General features: G+C 73.0%; 12 protein-coding genes, 2 rRNA genes and 1 pseudogene. 13 read left to right on the forward strand and 2 right to left on the reverse strand.

Features of this window, described 5'->3' with window-relative positions; all coding sequences use genetic code 11:
• From ACFYOY_RS17995 to ACFYOY_RS18010, 4 genes and pseudogenes are all read left to right on the forward strand, one after another.
• Positions 1-93 (forward strand): 23S ribosomal RNA (locus ACFYOY_RS17995); the annotation flags it as partial.
• Positions 94-203: 110 nt separating this feature from the next.
• Positions 204-320, forward strand: a 5S ribosomal RNA gene (gene rrf / locus ACFYOY_RS18000).
• 498 nt (positions 321-818) lie between these two features.
• Positions 819-1517: pseudogene (locus ACFYOY_RS18005) on the forward strand (tetratricopeptide repeat protein); the annotation flags it as partial.
• A 207-nt stretch (positions 1518-1724) separates the two neighbouring features.
• Complete coding sequence (locus ACFYOY_RS18010) at positions 1725-2735, forward strand: tetratricopeptide repeat protein (protein WP_351886423.1); 1011 nt, start codon at positions 1725-1727, stop codon at positions 2733-2735.
• A gap of 73 nt (positions 2736-2808) precedes the next feature.
• Here the strand turns inward: ACFYOY_RS18010 and ACFYOY_RS18015 are convergent, their stop codons facing one another.
• Positions 2809-4155, reverse strand: a complete 1347-nt coding sequence (locus ACFYOY_RS18015) for a DUF1015 domain-containing protein (RefSeq protein ID WP_351886330.1) — start codon at positions 4153-4155, stop codon at positions 2809-2811.
• Positions 4156-4231: 76 nt separating this feature from the next.
• On the opposite strand from ACFYOY_RS18015, the gene ACFYOY_RS18020 reads away from it, so the two are divergent.
• The 4 genes from ACFYOY_RS18020 to ACFYOY_RS18035 all read left to right on the forward strand — a co-directional run bounded on the left by ACFYOY_RS18020 (position 4232) and on the right by ACFYOY_RS18035 (position 8528).
• Positions 4232-5269, forward strand: coding sequence for an HAD-IIA family hydrolase (locus ACFYOY_RS18020; protein ID WP_351886328.1), 1038 nt, complete (start codon positions 4232-4234; stop codon positions 5267-5269).
• Between the two features lie 106 nt (positions 5270-5375).
• Positions 5376-6425, forward strand: coding sequence for an iron chelate uptake ABC transporter family permease subunit (locus ACFYOY_RS18025; RefSeq protein WP_351886325.1), 1050 nt, complete (start codon positions 5376-5378; stop codon positions 6423-6425).
• Positions 6422-7486, forward strand: a complete 1065-nt coding sequence (locus ACFYOY_RS18030; RefSeq protein ID WP_351886322.1) for an iron chelate uptake ABC transporter family permease subunit — start codon at positions 6422-6424, stop codon at positions 7484-7486. The genes ACFYOY_RS18025 and ACFYOY_RS18030 overlap by 4 nt, the downstream gene beginning before the upstream one ends.
• Positions 7487-7625: 139 nt before the next feature.
• Entirely contained in the window at positions 7626-8528 is a 903-nt protein-coding gene (locus tag ACFYOY_RS18035) for an ABC transporter ATP-binding protein (RefSeq protein WP_388588346.1), read from the forward strand.
• A gap of 131 nt (positions 8529-8659) precedes the next feature.
• Here the strand turns inward: ACFYOY_RS18035 and ACFYOY_RS18040 are convergent, their stop codons facing one another.
• Positions 8660-9007, reverse strand: a complete 348-nt coding sequence (locus ACFYOY_RS18040; protein ID WP_351886319.1) for a sterol-binding protein — start codon at positions 9005-9007, stop codon at positions 8660-8662.
• 275 nt (positions 9008-9282) lie between these two features.
• On the opposite strand from ACFYOY_RS18040, the gene ACFYOY_RS18045 reads away from it, so the two are divergent.
• The 5 genes from ACFYOY_RS18045 to ACFYOY_RS18065 all read left to right on the forward strand — a co-directional run bounded on the left by ACFYOY_RS18045 (position 9283) and on the right by ACFYOY_RS18065 (position 15088).
• On the forward strand, positions 9283-9555 hold the full coding sequence (locus ACFYOY_RS18045; RefSeq protein ID WP_351886417.1) for a hypothetical protein: 273 nt from the start codon (positions 9283-9285) through the stop codon (positions 9553-9555).
• A gap of 113 nt (positions 9556-9668) precedes the next feature.
• Complete coding sequence (locus tag ACFYOY_RS18050; protein ID WP_351886414.1) at positions 9669-10565, forward strand: TlyA family RNA methyltransferase; 897 nt, start codon at positions 9669-9671, stop codon at positions 10563-10565.
• A gap of 83 nt (positions 10566-10648) precedes the next feature.
• A complete protein-coding gene (locus tag ACFYOY_RS18055; RefSeq protein WP_388588350.1) occupies positions 10649-11587 on the forward strand; it encodes an NAD kinase in 939 nt (312 codons plus the stop codon).
• Between the two features lie 445 nt (positions 11588-12032).
• The gene (recN, locus tag ACFYOY_RS18060) at positions 12033-13778 is read left to right on the forward strand and encodes a DNA repair protein RecN (protein WP_351886316.1); all 1746 of its coding nucleotides are present in this window, start codon (positions 12033-12035) and stop codon (positions 13776-13778) included.
• A gap of 149 nt (positions 13779-13927) precedes the next feature.
• Positions 13928-15088 (forward strand): glycosyltransferase family 4 protein, encoded by a 1161-nt coding sequence (locus ACFYOY_RS18065; protein WP_388587991.1) that lies wholly within the window; start codon positions 13928-13930, stop codon positions 15086-15088.
• Positions 15089-15165 lie beyond the last annotated feature (77 nt).

A 15165-nucleotide genomic window follows, 5' to 3' on the forward strand; every position in this document is an offset into this window, starting at 1 on the left:
GGCTCCCAGTAGACGACTGGGTTGATAGGCCAGATATGGAAGCCGGGTAACTGGTGGAGTTGACTGGTACTAATAGGCCGAGGGCTTGTCCTCAGATGCTCGCGTCCACTGTGTGGTTCCCGGGTTGCGAACAGTCGCACCGGTGAATCAGTTCCACTTGACTTAATTGAAGAGTGTGCTTGTTCGCTAGAACCCGATAGGGTTTCGGTGGTCATTGCGTTAGGGAAACGCCCGGTTACATTCCGAACCCGGAAGCTAAGCCTTTCAGCGCCGATGGTACTGCAGGGGGGACCCTGTGGGAGAGTAGGACGCCGCCGAACAATCTTTGAAGGACCCTTGGTCCCAGCGTGCATGCTGGGACCAAGGGTCCTTTTCGTTTTTGCTGGGCCCGCATCGGTGTGGCTGGTGCGGGAGAATGGCTGCAGTACATGAAGACAGGAGTCACGCCGATGTCCACCAACTCTCCCGACGACCGGTCGGGCCGCGAGCCGCGGCGCCGGGACGCCGGCGACCGGCGGGACGTTCGCGGCTCGGGACCGCGCCGCGATGGCGATCGTGGCGGTTTCCGGCGTGATGACCGCCGGGACGAGCGGCGTGATGATCGCCCGCGTGGGCCGCGCCGGGATGACGATCGTGGTGGGTTCCGCCGCGATGACCGCCGCGACGATCGCAGGGATGACCGCCGCGGCGATCGACGCGACGATCGCAGCGATGACCGGCCGCGTGGGCCGCGTCGGGACGATGACCGCGGAGGCCGCCCCGGCGGCTATGTGCGCCGCGACGACCGGGGCGGGGGCGGCCGTCCCACCGGCCGTTACGAGCGACGAGACGATCGTCGTGACGAGCGGCGTGATGACCGGCCGCGTGGGCCGCGCCGCGATGACGACCGCGGTGGGTTCCGGCAGGGGGGCTTCCGCGGGGACCGTGACGATCGGCCGGGCTTCCGCCGGGACGACGACCGCGGTGGTTTCCGTCGCGATGACCGCCGTGACGATCGGCCGGGCGGCCCGCGTCGGGATGACGACCGCGGTGGGTTCCGCCGGGATGACCGTGACCGTGGCGCCCGGGGCGGCGGCTACGACCGCCGGGACGACCGGCCTTCGTACCGGCGTGAGGACGACCGCGGTGGGTTCCGCCGTGACGACCGCCGGGATGAGCGCCGTGACGACCGCCGGGACGAGCGGCCTTCGTACCGCCGTGACGACGACCGTGGTGGGTTCCGTGGTGGAGACCGCCGTACGGACGATCGCGGTGGGTTCCGTGGTGGAGACCGCCGTACGGACGATCGCGGTGGGTTCCGTGGTGGAGACCGTCGCACGGATGATCGTGGTGGGTTCCGTCGGGATGACCGTCGCGATGAGCGGCCGGGCGGGCCGCGCCGCGATGACGACCGTGGTGGGTTCCGTCGGGACGACCGCCGGGATGAGCGGCCGGGCGGGCCGCGCCGCGATGACGATCGTGGTGGGTTCCGCCGTGACGAGCGGCGTGATGACCGGCCGCGTGGGCCGCGGCGCGACGACCGGGACGGTGGCTTCCGGGGTGGCCGGGACGACCGCGGGCCGCGTCGTCCGTACGGTCAGGGCGGGGGCCGCGACGACCGTCGCTCCGGTGGCGGTGGTTTCAAGCGCCGGGACGACCGCGCCGGGGGCTACGGACGCCGTGACGACCGCGCGGGCGGCTACGGGCGCCGCGATGAGCGCGGCAGGGACCGTGACCGCGAGCCGATCAAGCGGCTGCCGATCCCCGAGGACGTCACCGGCGAGGAGATCGACAAGAGCGTGCGGCAGGAGCTGATGAGCCTGCCGAAGACCCTCGCCGAGGACGTCGCCAGGAACCTCGTCATGGTCGCCAAGTTGCTGGACGACGAGCCCGAGCAGGCGTACCAGTACGCGCGCGTCGCCCTGCGGCTCGCCTCCCGGGTGGCCGCCGTGCGCGAGGCCGCGGGCTTCGCCTCGTACGCCGTCGGGAAGTACTCCGAGGCGCTCGCGGAGTTCCGTGCCGCGCGCCGGATGACCGGCAACTCCGACCTGTGGCCGGTGATGGCCGACTGCGAGCGCGGCATGGGCCGTCCCGAGCGGGCGCTGGCCATGGCCGGTGAGCCGGAGGTGCAGAAGCTGGACCGGGCCGGTCAGGTCGAGATGCGGATGGTGGCCGCCGGTGCCCGGCGGGATATGGGCCAGGCGGACGCCGCCGTGGTCACCCTGCAGAGCCCGGAGTTGGCCTCGCATTCCATCCAGCCGTGGACCGCCCGGCTGCGTTATGCGTATGCCGACGCGCTGCTGGCGGTCGGCCGCGAGGACGAGGCCCGCGAGTGGTTCGCCAAGGCGCTCGAGGCGGATCAGGGCGGGACCACGGACGCGTCGGACCGGCTCGCCGAGCTGGACGGGGTCGAGTTCGTGGACGCCCTCGACCCCGAGCAGGAGGCGGACGACGCCCTCAAGCCGGACGCGGAGTCCAAGGTCGAAGAGGTCGAGGTCGAAGAGGCCAAGGTCGACGAGTCCAAGGTCGAAGAGGCCGAGGTCGAAGAGGCCGAGGTCGACGAGTCCAAGGTCGAAGAGGTCGAGGCTGACGAGGAGCCCGAGCTCGTCGAGTCCGAGCTCGTCCAGCCCGAGGACGCCGAGGACGAGCTCCAGGGCGACGACGTCGAAGACCCGGCCGAGGACGCCGAGCCGACGGCGGAGGCGAGGTCCGAGGACCAGGCCGGGCTGCCAGAGAAGGACGGCCACGGCAGCTGAAGTCATGAGTGGGGCGGGATCCCGGTGCCCGGGGTTCCGCCCCACTCGTATGTCCGCTCGCAGGCCGAAGGGCTCAGCCCAGCGTCAGGCTCCGCAGCACCAGCCCCGTCGCCGGCTTCGGCCCGAAGGACGTCGACTTGTGCGGCATCGCGATGCCCTGCCGTGCCAGCTCGTGCACGACGTCCTCGCCCACCGCATGCATCAGCACCGCCGTACCGCCCAGCCGCTCCGCCTGTTCGACGGCCGCCGCCGAGTCGTGGATGTAGCCGATGTGCTCGGGCGTGTCCGGGACGTTCCACAGATGGTCCAGCAAGGCGTGGTGGAGCACCGTCGCGTCCAGCGTCCGCCATGCCTCGGGCCGTCCCTCGGGGACCGTACGGGCCAGCAGTTCCGGATCCGGCCGGTCCAGGAGGTGGAAGCGGCCGTCCCCGGCCAACAGGAAGGCGTTTGGCGCGCCGGGCTCGGCGCGTGCTGCCTCGGCCGCCTCGGCGAGTGTTTCCAGGGCGCGCGGGAGCGGGCCGTCGATCGTCCGTACCCGGAAGGCATGCCGCGCCGCCGTAAGAGCGTCGTCCGGTGACAGTTGGCGGAGCAGCCGGTGGATGGCCCGGACGCGGAGGGGATAGCGGGTGGTGTCGACGAGCAGGACGAGCCCGAAGTCCCAGGGGCCGGGCTCCCGGCGCTCCTCGCGCAGCCGCAGATAGGTGGCCCAGCGGTGGTGGCCGTCGGCGATGAGGGCCTGGTGGTGGCGGAGGTCGGCGGAGACCGCCACGAGGTCGGCGGGGTCCGTGACCCGCCACAGATGGTGGTCGACGCCGTCCTCGGTGGTCGTGGAGAGCAACGGCTCGCGCCGGATGGCGCTTTCGATGACCCGAGCGGCCCCGCCGGTGCCCGGCTCGCCGGTCCCCGGCCCGGGGGCTCCGTTCCCCGAAGTCCCGTTCCCGTTGCCGCGGTAGGCGAGCAGCAGCGGCTCCAGGTGGGCGGCGGTGGCGCGCATCAGATCGGCTCGGTCCTCGACGACATGCGGCATGACCTCTTCGTGGGGGAGGACGATGCCCTCCTCACGGGGGCTCAGCCGCAGTGCGCCGATCAGTCCGCGCTGGAGGGTGGGGCCGTCGCGCTGTTCGTAGACGTAGAGCGCGGGTTCGGGGTCCGGGGCGAGCACGCCGTCCGCCTGCCAGCGGCGCAGCGTCTCGGCGGCCTGGCGGTGGCGGGCCTCTGCGGAGTCGGCCTGCGGCAGGATCAGCCGGACGATGTTGTAGGGGTCCGCCGTCTCCAGATGGCGCAGGCCATCGGGCCGTACGACCACATCGTAGGGGGGTGAGGTGACGGCGGCGAGACTGCCGACCCGCTCCGCGACATAGCGCAGCCCCCGGAAAGGGGTGAGCTGCAGACCTTGTCCGCCAGGCCCTGAAATGCTCATCAGTGAATGTTATGCCCCGCGCGGCGATACGCGATGATCGGGGGAGAAGCGCACAGATCAGCGAGGAGTTGCCCCCATGAACCAGCCCGTCCGCACCCGGCCCGAGTCCAGCCGGCAGTCGCTGAACGAGGCGTACGACACGGCCCTGCTGGACCTCGACGGGGTGGTGTACGCGGGCGGCGAGGCCATTGACCATGCCGTGGAGTCGCTGGTCACCGCGCGGGACGCCGGGATGCGGCTGGCGTATGTGACCAATAACGCGCTGCGGACGCCGGAGGCGGTGGCCGAGCATCTGACGCGGCTCGGGATGCCCGCCGCCCCCGACGATGTGATCACCTCCGCGCAAGCGGTCGCCCGGCTGATCTCCGAGCAGGTGCCCAAGGGGGCGCGGGTGCTGGTGATCGGCGGGGAGGGGCTGCGGGTGGCGCTGCGCGAGCGCGGGCTGACGCCGGTGGATTCGGCGGACGACGACCCGGCGGCGGTGGTGCAGGGGTACGGGGGGCCGGATATGCCGTGGGCGCGGCTGGCGGAGGCGGGGTACGCGGTGGCGCGGGGGGTGCCGTGGTTCGCCTCCAACCTGGATCTGACGATTCCCAGCGGGCGGGGTATCGCCCCGGGTAACGGCGCGGCGGTGGAGGTCGTGCGCATCGTCACGGGCAAGACCCCGCAGGCCGCGGGGAAGCCGCTGCCGCCGATGCACCGGGAGACGGTTCTGCGCACCGGCGCCCAGCGGCCGCTGGTGGTCGGGGACCGGCTGGACACCGATATCGAGGGCGCGTACGCGGGCGGGGTGGACTCGCTGCTGGTGCTGACCGGGGTGACCACGCCCGCACAGTTGCTGGCCGCCGAGCCCCGGCACCGGCCGGCGTATGTGGACCGTGACCTGCGGGGGCTGCTCACCCCGCAGCCGGAGGTGGCGCGCGACGAGGCGTCCGGCGGTTTCCGGTGCGGGGGTTGGACCGCGCGGGTGGCCCAGCGCGCGCTGGTGCTGGAGGGCGAGGGCAAGGAGCCGCTGGACGGTCTGCGGGCGCTGTGCGCGGCGGCCTGGTCCGAGGCGGGGGACGGTGTGAGCGAGGCGGATGCGGGGAAGGCGCTGGCGCGGCTGGGGTTGTGAGCCGAACTCGCGCTCCAGGAAACCCGCGCACATGCGGCCAGCGGGACTTAGGGTAACCTAACTTAACCTGAGTCCTGATCGGCCGTGTTGTGAGGTGGAGTTCCGCGTGACCGTGGTCAGTCCGGCGAAAGCCGGGACCGAGACAGCGAGCGCGCCGCCCCGGCGGCGCACCGCGCGCCGTGCGACCGGCCTGATCGCCTCCCTGGGCGTGCTGCTGGCGATCGCCGCGGCGTCCATCGCGATCGGCGCCAAGCCGATTCCGCTGGACCAGGTGTGGCACGGGCTCTTCCACTACACCGGCAGCGACACCGATGTGGTGATCCGGGACGTACGGCTGCCGCGCACCATCCTCGGGCTGCTCGTCGGCGTCGGCCTCGGCCTCGCTGGCGCGGTCATCCAGGCCCTCACCCGCAACCCGCTCGCCGACCCCGGGCTGCTGGGGCTGAACGCGGGTGCGTCCGCCGCCGTCGTCTCGGCCATCAGCTTTCTCGGCGTCACCTCCCTGACCGGCTATGTGTGGTTCGCGTTCCTCGGCACCGCCGTCGTCTCCGTGCTGGTGTACGCGCTCGGCGGCAGCCGGAGCGCCACCCCGGTGCGGCTCGCGCTCGCCGGTACGGCGGTGTACGCGGCGCTCTACGGCTACATCAACGCCGTTCAGCTGCTGGACAGCGCGGCGCTCGACAAGATGCGCTTCTGGACGGTCGGTTCGCTCGCCTCCGCCAATATGACCGTGGTCCGGCAGGTGACCCCGTTCCTCCTGGCCGGTGCGGTGCTTGCGCTCGCGCTCGGCCGTTCGCTCAACGCCGTGGCGCTCGGCGACGACACGGCGCGCGCGCTCGGCACCAACCTCAACCGCACCCGGGCGCTCTCGATGGCCGCCGTCACCCTGCTGTGCGGTGCCGCGACCGCCGCCTGCGGGCCGATCGCGTTCGTCGGGCTGATCGTGCCGCATCTGGTCCGCGCGATCACCGGGCCCGACATGCGCTGGATCCTGCCGTATGCCGCCGTGCTCTCGCCCGTTCTCCTGCTGGGCTCCGATGTGCTGGGGCGGCTGGTCACCCGGCCCGCCGAACTGCAGGTCGGCATCGTCACCACGTTCATCGGCGGGCCCCTGTTCATCTACCTCGTACGCCGCCGAAGGATGGCCCAACTGTGAACGCGAGCAAGCGCATCAGCAAGCGCGGGACGCGCGCGGTCACGCTGCGCACCGCCGGCCTCTCGCTGCGCCTGGACGTCCGCGGCGCGGTCGTGGGGCTGCTGCTGCTCGTCGTGGCGCTGGCGATGAGCGTGGTCCTGATCGGCACCGGCGACTTCCCCCTCGCCCCCGCCGATGTCCTGCGCACCCTTACCGGAAACGGCACCGTGGCCCAGGACTTCATCGTCAACGAACTGCGGCTGCCCCGGATCCTGGTGGGGCTGCTGGTCGGCGCGGCCCTCGGGATGGCCGGGGCGATCTTCCAGTCCATCTCCCGCAACCCGCTGGGCAGTCCGGACGTGATCGGCCTCGGCCAGGGCTCGGCGGCCGGGGCGCTCACCGTGATCGTCCTCCTCCAGGGCGATCCGACCGAGGTCGCCATCGGCGCGCTCGGCGGCGGCCTGCTGACCGGGCTTGCGGTCTACGCGCTGGCCTGGCGGCGGGGCGTGCACGGATACCGGCTGGTGCTGGTGGGCATCGGCACGTCCGCGATGCTCACCGCCGTCAACGGCTATCTGCTCACCAGGGCCGACCTCCCGGACGCGACCCGCGCTGTGGTGTGGATCGCCGGATCGCTCAACGGACGGGACTGGGCCCAGGTGTGGCCGCTGGCATGCGTCTGCGCGGTGCTCCTGCCCGTGGTCCTCGGGCAGGCCCGGAACCTGCGGATGCTGGAGATGGGCGACGACAGCGCGTACGCGCTCGGGGTGCGGGTCGAGCGAACCCGTCTGGTGCTCATGTTCGCGGCCGTCGTGTTCACCGCCGCCGCCACGGCCGCCGCCGGGCCCGTCGCCTTCGTGGCGCTCGTCGCCCCGCAGCTCGCCCGCAGGCTCACCCGTTCGTCCGGGCCCAACCTGCTCCCCGCGGCCTGGATGGGCGCGGCCCTGCTGGTCACCGCCGACTGGGCGGCCCTGCGGGCCTTTGGCGCCGACCAGCTTCCGGTCGGGGTGCTGACCGGGATGCTGGGCGGGGCCTATCTGCTGTGGCTGCTGGTGACTGAGCGCAAGGCGGGGCGGATATGAGGGCTTGGATGGGTAGGTCGATGCGGGGGCGGGTTGGGTGCTGGATGAATGGGGTGCTGGGTCCCGATACGACGCTGGGGCCAGGTATGACGCTGGGGCGGATATGACGACTGTGGGCACGACCCGGACGGAAGGCGACATGGACAAGGACACCCGGCAGACCGTGGCCGACGGCGGCAGCGGGAGTGGCAGCGGGAGCGACACCGCTCAGGGGCGGCAGCGGCTCATGGCGGAGGGGCTGACCCTCGCCTACGACCGGCGCACGGTGGCCGAAGAACTGTCCGTGACCATCCCCGACCACTCCTTCACGGTGATCGTCGGGCCGAACGCCTGCGGCAAGTCGACCCTGCTGCGCGCCCTGTCCCGGATGCTCAAGCCGGTGGCCGGATCGGTGCTGCTGGACGGGCAGGCGATCGGCACGATGCCCGCCAAGAAGGTCGCCCGCACCCTCGGGCTGCTGCCCCAGTCCTCGATCGCCCCGGACGGGATCACGGTCGCCGATCTGGTCGCCCGTGGCCGCTATCCGCACCAGGGGCTGCTGCGGCAGTGGTCGGAGACGGACGAGCGGATCGTCGACGAATCGATGGCGGCGACCGGGGTGGCGGAGCTCGCGGATCGGTATGTCGACGAATTGTCCGGCGGTCAGCGTCAGCGGGTATGGATCGCGATGGCCATCGCCCAGCAGACCCCGCTGCTGCTCCTCGACGAGCCCACGACCTATCTGGACATCCAGCACCAGATCGATGTGCTGGACCTGTGCGCCCAGCTCCACGAGGAGCAGGGCCGCACCCTCGTCGCCGTTCTGCACGACCTGAACCACGCCGCCCGCTACGCCACCCATCTGATCGCGATGCGGGGCGGCGAGGTCGTCGCCGAGGGGGCGCCGGGGGACGTGGTCACGGCGGAGCTGGTGGAACGGGTCTTCGGGCTGCCGTGCCAGGTGATCGACGACCCGGAGACGGGGACGCCGCTGGTCATCCCGGCCGCCCGCCGGTCGCGTACGATGCCTGCGCCGCTGGCGGGTGCGGTGAGCGAGTCCTGAGTGCCTTGAGCCTCGCGGCGGGGGCGCGGTCGGGCTGGTGTCCGCGCCCGTGAGCGGTGGCGCGCTGGCTGCCGTGCCCCGCCCTCGGCGCCTCGGCGTCCCGCCGGCGGCGTGGGCGAGCGATGTGGCGGCTAGAGCAGCTTCCGTAGCCGCAGCAGGTCGCGCAGCCCGGCCTCGAGCTTGACCCGTCCGCTGCCCCACGCTCGTGCGAAGTGCAGCTCACCGTCGACCAGGGCCACCAGGTCGTCGCCGGTCATCGCCAGCCGGATCTGCGCGCGCTCGGCGGGCGGGCCCGGCTCGGTCATCACATCCTCGATCCGGCTGTCCACGAGACGGCCGGCGAAGGTGGTGTCCAGGTCGGTGATCCAGCAGCTGACGGAGCGATCGAGCGCGGCAGCGCTGTGCAGGTCCCCGTTCGCGCTCGCGAGGTTCTCCGCCAGTTTGTCGAGTGCGCTGCGGCACTGTTCCAAGGTCGCCATCGAGCATGACGTTACCCCAGGTCCCGTACGTCGGAGAACGAGGGATTCGCGGTAGCGTCGGGGCCATGAGCGAGCCGATGTCGGTCGGATGGCCCGGCCCACAGCCCGATACGGCGGCCGAGCGGGCCCAGGAAGCCACGCCCGAGCCGCTCCCGGGGGCTGGTGCGGTGCCCGGTGCGTTGCCTGGTGCGGAGGCGGGACCGTCCACGGTTCCGGGAGGGCCCGCGGCGGTGGCTCCCGGGCCCAGGGCGGGGCAGGAAGAGACGCCGGAGCCGGTGCCGGAGGGCGTATCGGAGCCGGTGCCCGAGCCCGTGCCGGAGCCGCCCGGCCCCGCTGAACCGGCCCCGCTCGGCGTGGACCGTACGCCCACCGGCGTCCCCGAGGTGGATGCCCGGCTCGACCGGCTGGCCGACGCCGACCACCTCGAGACGAGCGGGCATCTGGAGGTGTACGAGGATGTCCACGGTGGCCTTCGCGACACGCTGACAGCACTCGACCGGCGGCCCGGACCTCCGGCGCCCGGCCCGCGGACCCCGTCCGGTACGTAAGCGACTCCGTCGGCTGGGTACGCGGCCCCGTCCGTTACGCAAACGGCTTCGTCCGCTACGCAATGACCTCATCCGCTACATGAACAACCTCAGGAGCTGAACCACCCGTGGCAGTGACCCGCCCACGACGCGTACGACTCGACGCAGAGCTGGTGCGCCGCAAGCTGGCGCGTTCGCGTGAGCATGCGAGCCAGTTGATCGCCGCGGGCCGGGTCACCGTCGGCGGGGCGGTGGCGAGCAAACCGGCCACGCAGGTGGAGACCAGCGCGGCCGTCGTCGTGATCGAGGACGACAGCGATCCGGACTACGTCTCGCGCGGTGGCCACAAGCTCGCGGGGGCGCTGTACGCGTTCAGCGAAGAGTACCGGGAGGGCGCGGGTGCGGGGCAGGACTCCGCGGCCCGCCCGGCCCCGGCCCCGGGCGTGGGAGCCGGTGCCGGAGCCGGGTTGAAGGTCGCCGGGCGGCGGGCGCTGGACGCGGGCGCGTCGACCGGAGGCTTCACGGACGTCCTGCTGCGCGCGGGCGTCGCGCAGGTGCTCGCCGTCGACGTCGGCTACGGCCAGCTCGCCTGGTCGCTGCAGAGCGATGAACGCGTCAGTGTTTACGACCGTACAAACGTACGCGAGCTGACACTTGAGCGGATTGGTGGGGAACCGGTGGACCTGGTGGTCGGCGACCTCTCCTTCATCCCGCTCGGGCTGGTACTGCCCGCCCTCGTGCGGTGCGCGGCGCCCGACGCCGATCTGGTGCTGATGGTCAAACCACAGTTCGAGGTCGGCAAGGAGCGGCTGGGCAGCGGGGGAGTAGTCCGCAGCGCCGACCTGCGCGCCGAGGCGGTGCGCACGGTGGCCGGGCGGGCGGCGGAACTCGGACTGGGCGTGCTGGGCGTGACGGCCAGCCCGCTCCCGGGGCCGTCGGGCAATGTCGAGTACTTTTTGTGGATGCGCGCCGGGGCGCCGGCACTGGACCCGGCGGATGTTGACCGTGCAGTGGCGGAGGGGCCCAGTTGACCACTTCAGAAGCAGCGCAGGAGAAGGAAGCAGCGCCCGTGTCCGAGACGGCAGCGGCCGCGAAGGCCACGCGCGAGGGGGCTATGCCCGAAACGGCGCACGTGCCGTCGATGCCGGCGGCCGAGCCGACGGCGGACCGCACTGTCTTCCTGCTTGCGCACACCGGCCGCCCGGCGGCCATCCGCAGCGCCGAACTGGTCGTTCAGGGGCTGCTGCGCAGCGGAATCGGGGTACGGGTGCTCGCCGCTGAGGCCGCGGACCTGCCGCTGCCACCCGCTGTCGAGCGCGTCGACGCGGACCGTGACGTGCTGAACGGCTGTGAGCTGCTGATCGTGCTCGGCGGGGACGGGACGCTGCTGCGCGGAGCGGAGTTCGCCCGGGTCTCGGGTGTGCCGATGCTCGGGGTGAACCTCGGGCGGGTGGGCTTCCTGGCCGAGGCCGAGCGAGACGACCTCGACAAGGTGGTGGACCGGGTGGTGACCCGGCAGTACGAGGTCGAGGAGCGGATGACGATCGATGTGCTCGTCCGCAACGACGGGCACATCGTGCACACGGACTGGGCGCTGAACGAGGCGTCGGTGGAGAAGGCGGCGCGTGAGCGGCTGCTCGAGGTCGTCACGGAGGTCGACAACCGGCCGGTCTCGCGCTTCGGCGGCGACGGCGTGGTCTGCGCGACCCCGACCGGCTCGACGGCGTACGCGTTCTCGGCGGGCGGGCCGGTGGTGTGGCCCGAGGTGGAGGCGCTGCTGATGGTGCCGATCAGCGCCCATGCGCTGTTCGCCAAGCCGCTGGTGACGTCGCCGAAGTCGGTGCTCGCGGTGGAGGTGCAGCCGCAGACTCCGCACGGGGTGCTGTGGTGCGACGGCCGCCGCACGGTGGAGCTGCCGGCGGGGGCGCGGGTGGAGGTGCGGCGGGGCGCGGTACCGGTGCGGCTGGCCCGACTCCACCATGCGTCGTTCACCGACCGCTTGGTCGCCAAGTTCGCGTTGCCGGTGGCGGGGTGGCGGGGGGCGCCGCACTAGTTCGGTGGCTGCCGGGGTGCGGTGGTCGTTGCCGGGGTGCGCGGTGGGTCCGGTGGCGGGTGCTGGGTGCGGGGCCCTGGACCGTATATTTACGGCGCCATTGGCCGGGGGCGTGGGGTTGGTCGGGGATGGGCGCCACACGAACACGTAAGCGTCCAGGGCCCCACCCCTGCGGCCCCGCCCCTTCCCGTCTCGCTGGCGTCCGCGCCCCGGTGGCACGGGCCGCCTGTCCGTCCCGGGGGCGGCAATTCAGTCTCTCCGGCGTTTGAGGAGCGGGGTCCGGGGCGGAGCCCCGGCGGGGGTGAGGGGGGGGAGCCCCTCCGTCGGGGAGGGGCGGGGTGGGGGGGGCTTTCCGCCGGAGGCGCCCACCCTCCGCACCGGGCATGTGTGCGGGTCGACCCCACAAGTGGCGCCCCTTCGTCGCATCGCACCGGCCAAACCTCGTATGGTCGTGCACGTGCTGGAGGAGATGCGGATACGTGCGCTGGGCGTCATCGACGACGCGGTCGTCGAGCTGTCGCCCGGCTTCACCGCGGTGACCGGTGAGACCGGCGCGGGCAAGACCATGGTCGTCACCAGCCTCGGGCTGCTGCTGGGCGGCCGGGCCGATGCCGCCCTGGTGCGGATCGGGGCCAAGGCGGCGGTCGTCGAAGGGCGCCTTACGGTCGACGCCCGTTCGGCGGCGGCCGTGAGGGCCGAGGAGGCAGGGGCCGAGCTCGAGGACGGCGTGCTGCTGATCAGCCGTACGCTCTCCGCTGAGGGGCGGTCGCGCGCGCATGTGGGCGGCCGGTCGGTACCCGTGGGGCTGCTGGCCGAGCTGGCCGACGATCTGGTGGCCGTGCACGGTCAGACCGATCAGCAGGGCCTGCTGCGGCCCGCCCGGCAGCGGCAGGCGCTGGACCGGTACGCGGGGGCCGCGGTGGCCGGGCCCCTGGAGAAGTACGCGGGGGCCTATCGCCGGCTGCGCGCCGTCTCGGCCGAGTGGGAGGAATTGACCACGCGGGCCCGCGAGCGCGCGCAGGAGGCGGATCTGCTGCGGTTCGGGCTCGAAGAGGTCGCGGACGCCGAGCCCCGGCCCGGAGAGGACGCCGAGCTGGCGGCCGAGGCCGAACGGCTGGGGCACGCCGAGGCCCTGGCGTCCGCCGCCGCTCTCGCGCACGCCGCCCTTGCCGGGAACCCTGAGGACCCCGAGGGCGTGGACGCGGCCACGCTCGTCGCGGGCGCCCATCGCGCCGTGGAGGCCGTGCGCTCCCATGACTCGGCCCTCGCCGGGCTCGCCGACCGGATCGGTGAGATCGGCATCCTGGTGTCCGATGTGGCCGGGGACCTCGCGGGGTACGCCGACAACCTCGACGCCGACCCGATCCGCCTGGGCGCCGTCGAGGAGCGCCGCGCCGCGCTGGCGCAGCTGACCCGTAAGTACGGCGAGACCATCGCGGACGTGCTGGCCTGGGCGGAGCAGGGCGCCGCCCGGCTGGCCGAACTCGACGGCGACGACGACCGCATCGGCGAGCTGGCCGCCGAGCGCGACGCGCTCCGCGCCGAGCTGGGCGAGCTGGCGCAGACGCTCACCGACGCCCGTACGGAGGCGGCGGGGCGCTTCGCGGAGGCGGTCACCGCCGAGCTGGCCTCCCTGGCGATGCCGCATGCCCGGGTCACGTTCGCGATCAGCCAGACCGAGACGGAGGCGGACGGCATCGAGGTGGGCGGCCGCACGGTCGTCTTCGGGCCGCATGGGGCCGATGAGGTCGAGCTGCTGCTCGCCCCGCATCCGGGCGCCCCGCCCCGGCCGATCGCCAAGGGCGCCTCCGGGGGTGAGCTGTCCCGGGTGATGCTCGCGGTGGAGGTCGTGTTCGCGGGCTCGGACCCCGTACCGACCTATCTCTTCGACGAGGTGGACGCGGGCGTCGGCGGTAAGGCGGCGGTCGAGGTGGGCCGCCGGCTGGCCCGGCTCGCGCGCTCCGCGCAGGTCGTGGTGGTCACCCATCTGCCGCAGGTCGCGGCGTTCGCCGACCGGCATCTGGTGGTCGAGAAGACCAACGACGGCTCGGTGACACGCAGCGGGGTGAAGGCCATGGAGGGCGAGGACCGCGTACGGGAGCTGTCGCGGATGCTCGCGGGCCAGGAGGACTCCGAACTCGCGCGGGCGCATGCGGAAGAGCTCCTGGAGGCGGCACGCGCGGGACGCTGACCTTCACCCGAAAGGGTGGTACCGCGGACGCACGGGCGAGCTCGGGGTAGACGTCGCCGGGGAGCGTTGCGACGAGGGTTCGGCGAGTGCTGGCATCCTTGGGCGGTCCCTCCTTTTCGCCCCGACACCGTCTCAGGAGCTCCGCCCGCGTGAGCAGTACCGTGAGTAGCACCCCGGTCCCGCCGCACGGGCAGCCGTCGCTGCACGCCGTTCAGGTGCTGGGCGGGGGGAGTTCGGGCAGCGGGGTGCATGTGCGGTCGCTGTCGGCCGGGCTGGTGGCGCGCGGGCTGCGGGTGACCGTCTGCGGGCCGTGGAGCGCCGAGCGGGGCTATGGCTTCGCCCAGACGGGAGCGCGGTTCACCGGGCTCGACGCCCTGACGGGCGCCGGAAGCATGGCGTCGCTGCGCAAGGCCACCCACGGGGCGGCCCTGGTGCACGCCCACGGGCTGCGTTCGGGGCTGCTGGCCGCGGTGGCGCTGCGTGGCCGGAATGTGCCGCTGATCGTCACCTGGCACACCCGTGTGGATGCCGAGGGGGCGCGGGCCCGTCTCGTCGGGCTGATGGAGCGCCGGGTGGCGCGGGCCGCCGCCATCGTGCTGGGGGCCTCCTCGGATCTGGTGGAGCGGGCCCGGGCCCGCGGCGCCCGCGACGCGCGGCTCGCCCCGGTCGCGGTGCCCGCCCCGCGCCGGGGACCGGAGCCCGGTGACGGCCGCCGCCAGAAGGCGCGGGCCGAACTGGGCGTGGTGGAGCGGCCGTTGCTGGTCACGGCGGGGCGGCTGGAGGCGGTGGCCGGACATGGCCCGCTGCTGGACGCGGCGCGGCGCTGGCGCGGGCTGGACCCGCAGCCGCTGCTGGTGGTGGCGGGGGAGGGGCCGGACCGTGCGGTGCTGCAGCGCCGGATCGACCTGGAGGGGCTGCCGGTGCGGCTGCTCGGCCGGCGTGAGGATGTCCCAGGGCTGCTCTCGGCGGCCGATGTAGCGGTGCTTTCCAGCCGCTGGGAGGCGCGGTCGCTGCTGGCCCAGGAGGCACTGCACGCGGGGGTGCCGCTGGTGGCGACGGCGGTGGGCGGGGTGCCGGAGCTGGTCGGGGACGCGGCCGAACTCGTCCCGTACGGCGATCCGGAGGCCCTGGCCAAGGCTGTGACCGGACTGCTCGCCGATCCGGTGCGCCGGGTGGAGCTCGCCGCGGCGGGGCGGGCGCGGACGGACGGCTGGCCGACGGAGGACGACACGGTCGCCCATGTCCTCAGCGTCTACGATGAGTTGGTGCAGACCTTTCTGTGTGAAGGGGTTGACGGGCCCGGTCGTTGATCGGCAGGGTGCTGGGCAGAGGAACGAGAGAGCGCTCTCAACTCGCGCTTCTCGTTACCCCCCACGCCATTTTCCCG

Origin of the sequence: Streptomyces sp. NPDC007875 (assembly GCF_042868035.1) — a bacterium.
Classification (GTDB): Bacteria; Actinomycetota; Actinomycetes; order Streptomycetales; family Streptomycetaceae; genus Streptomyces; species Streptomyces antimycoticus.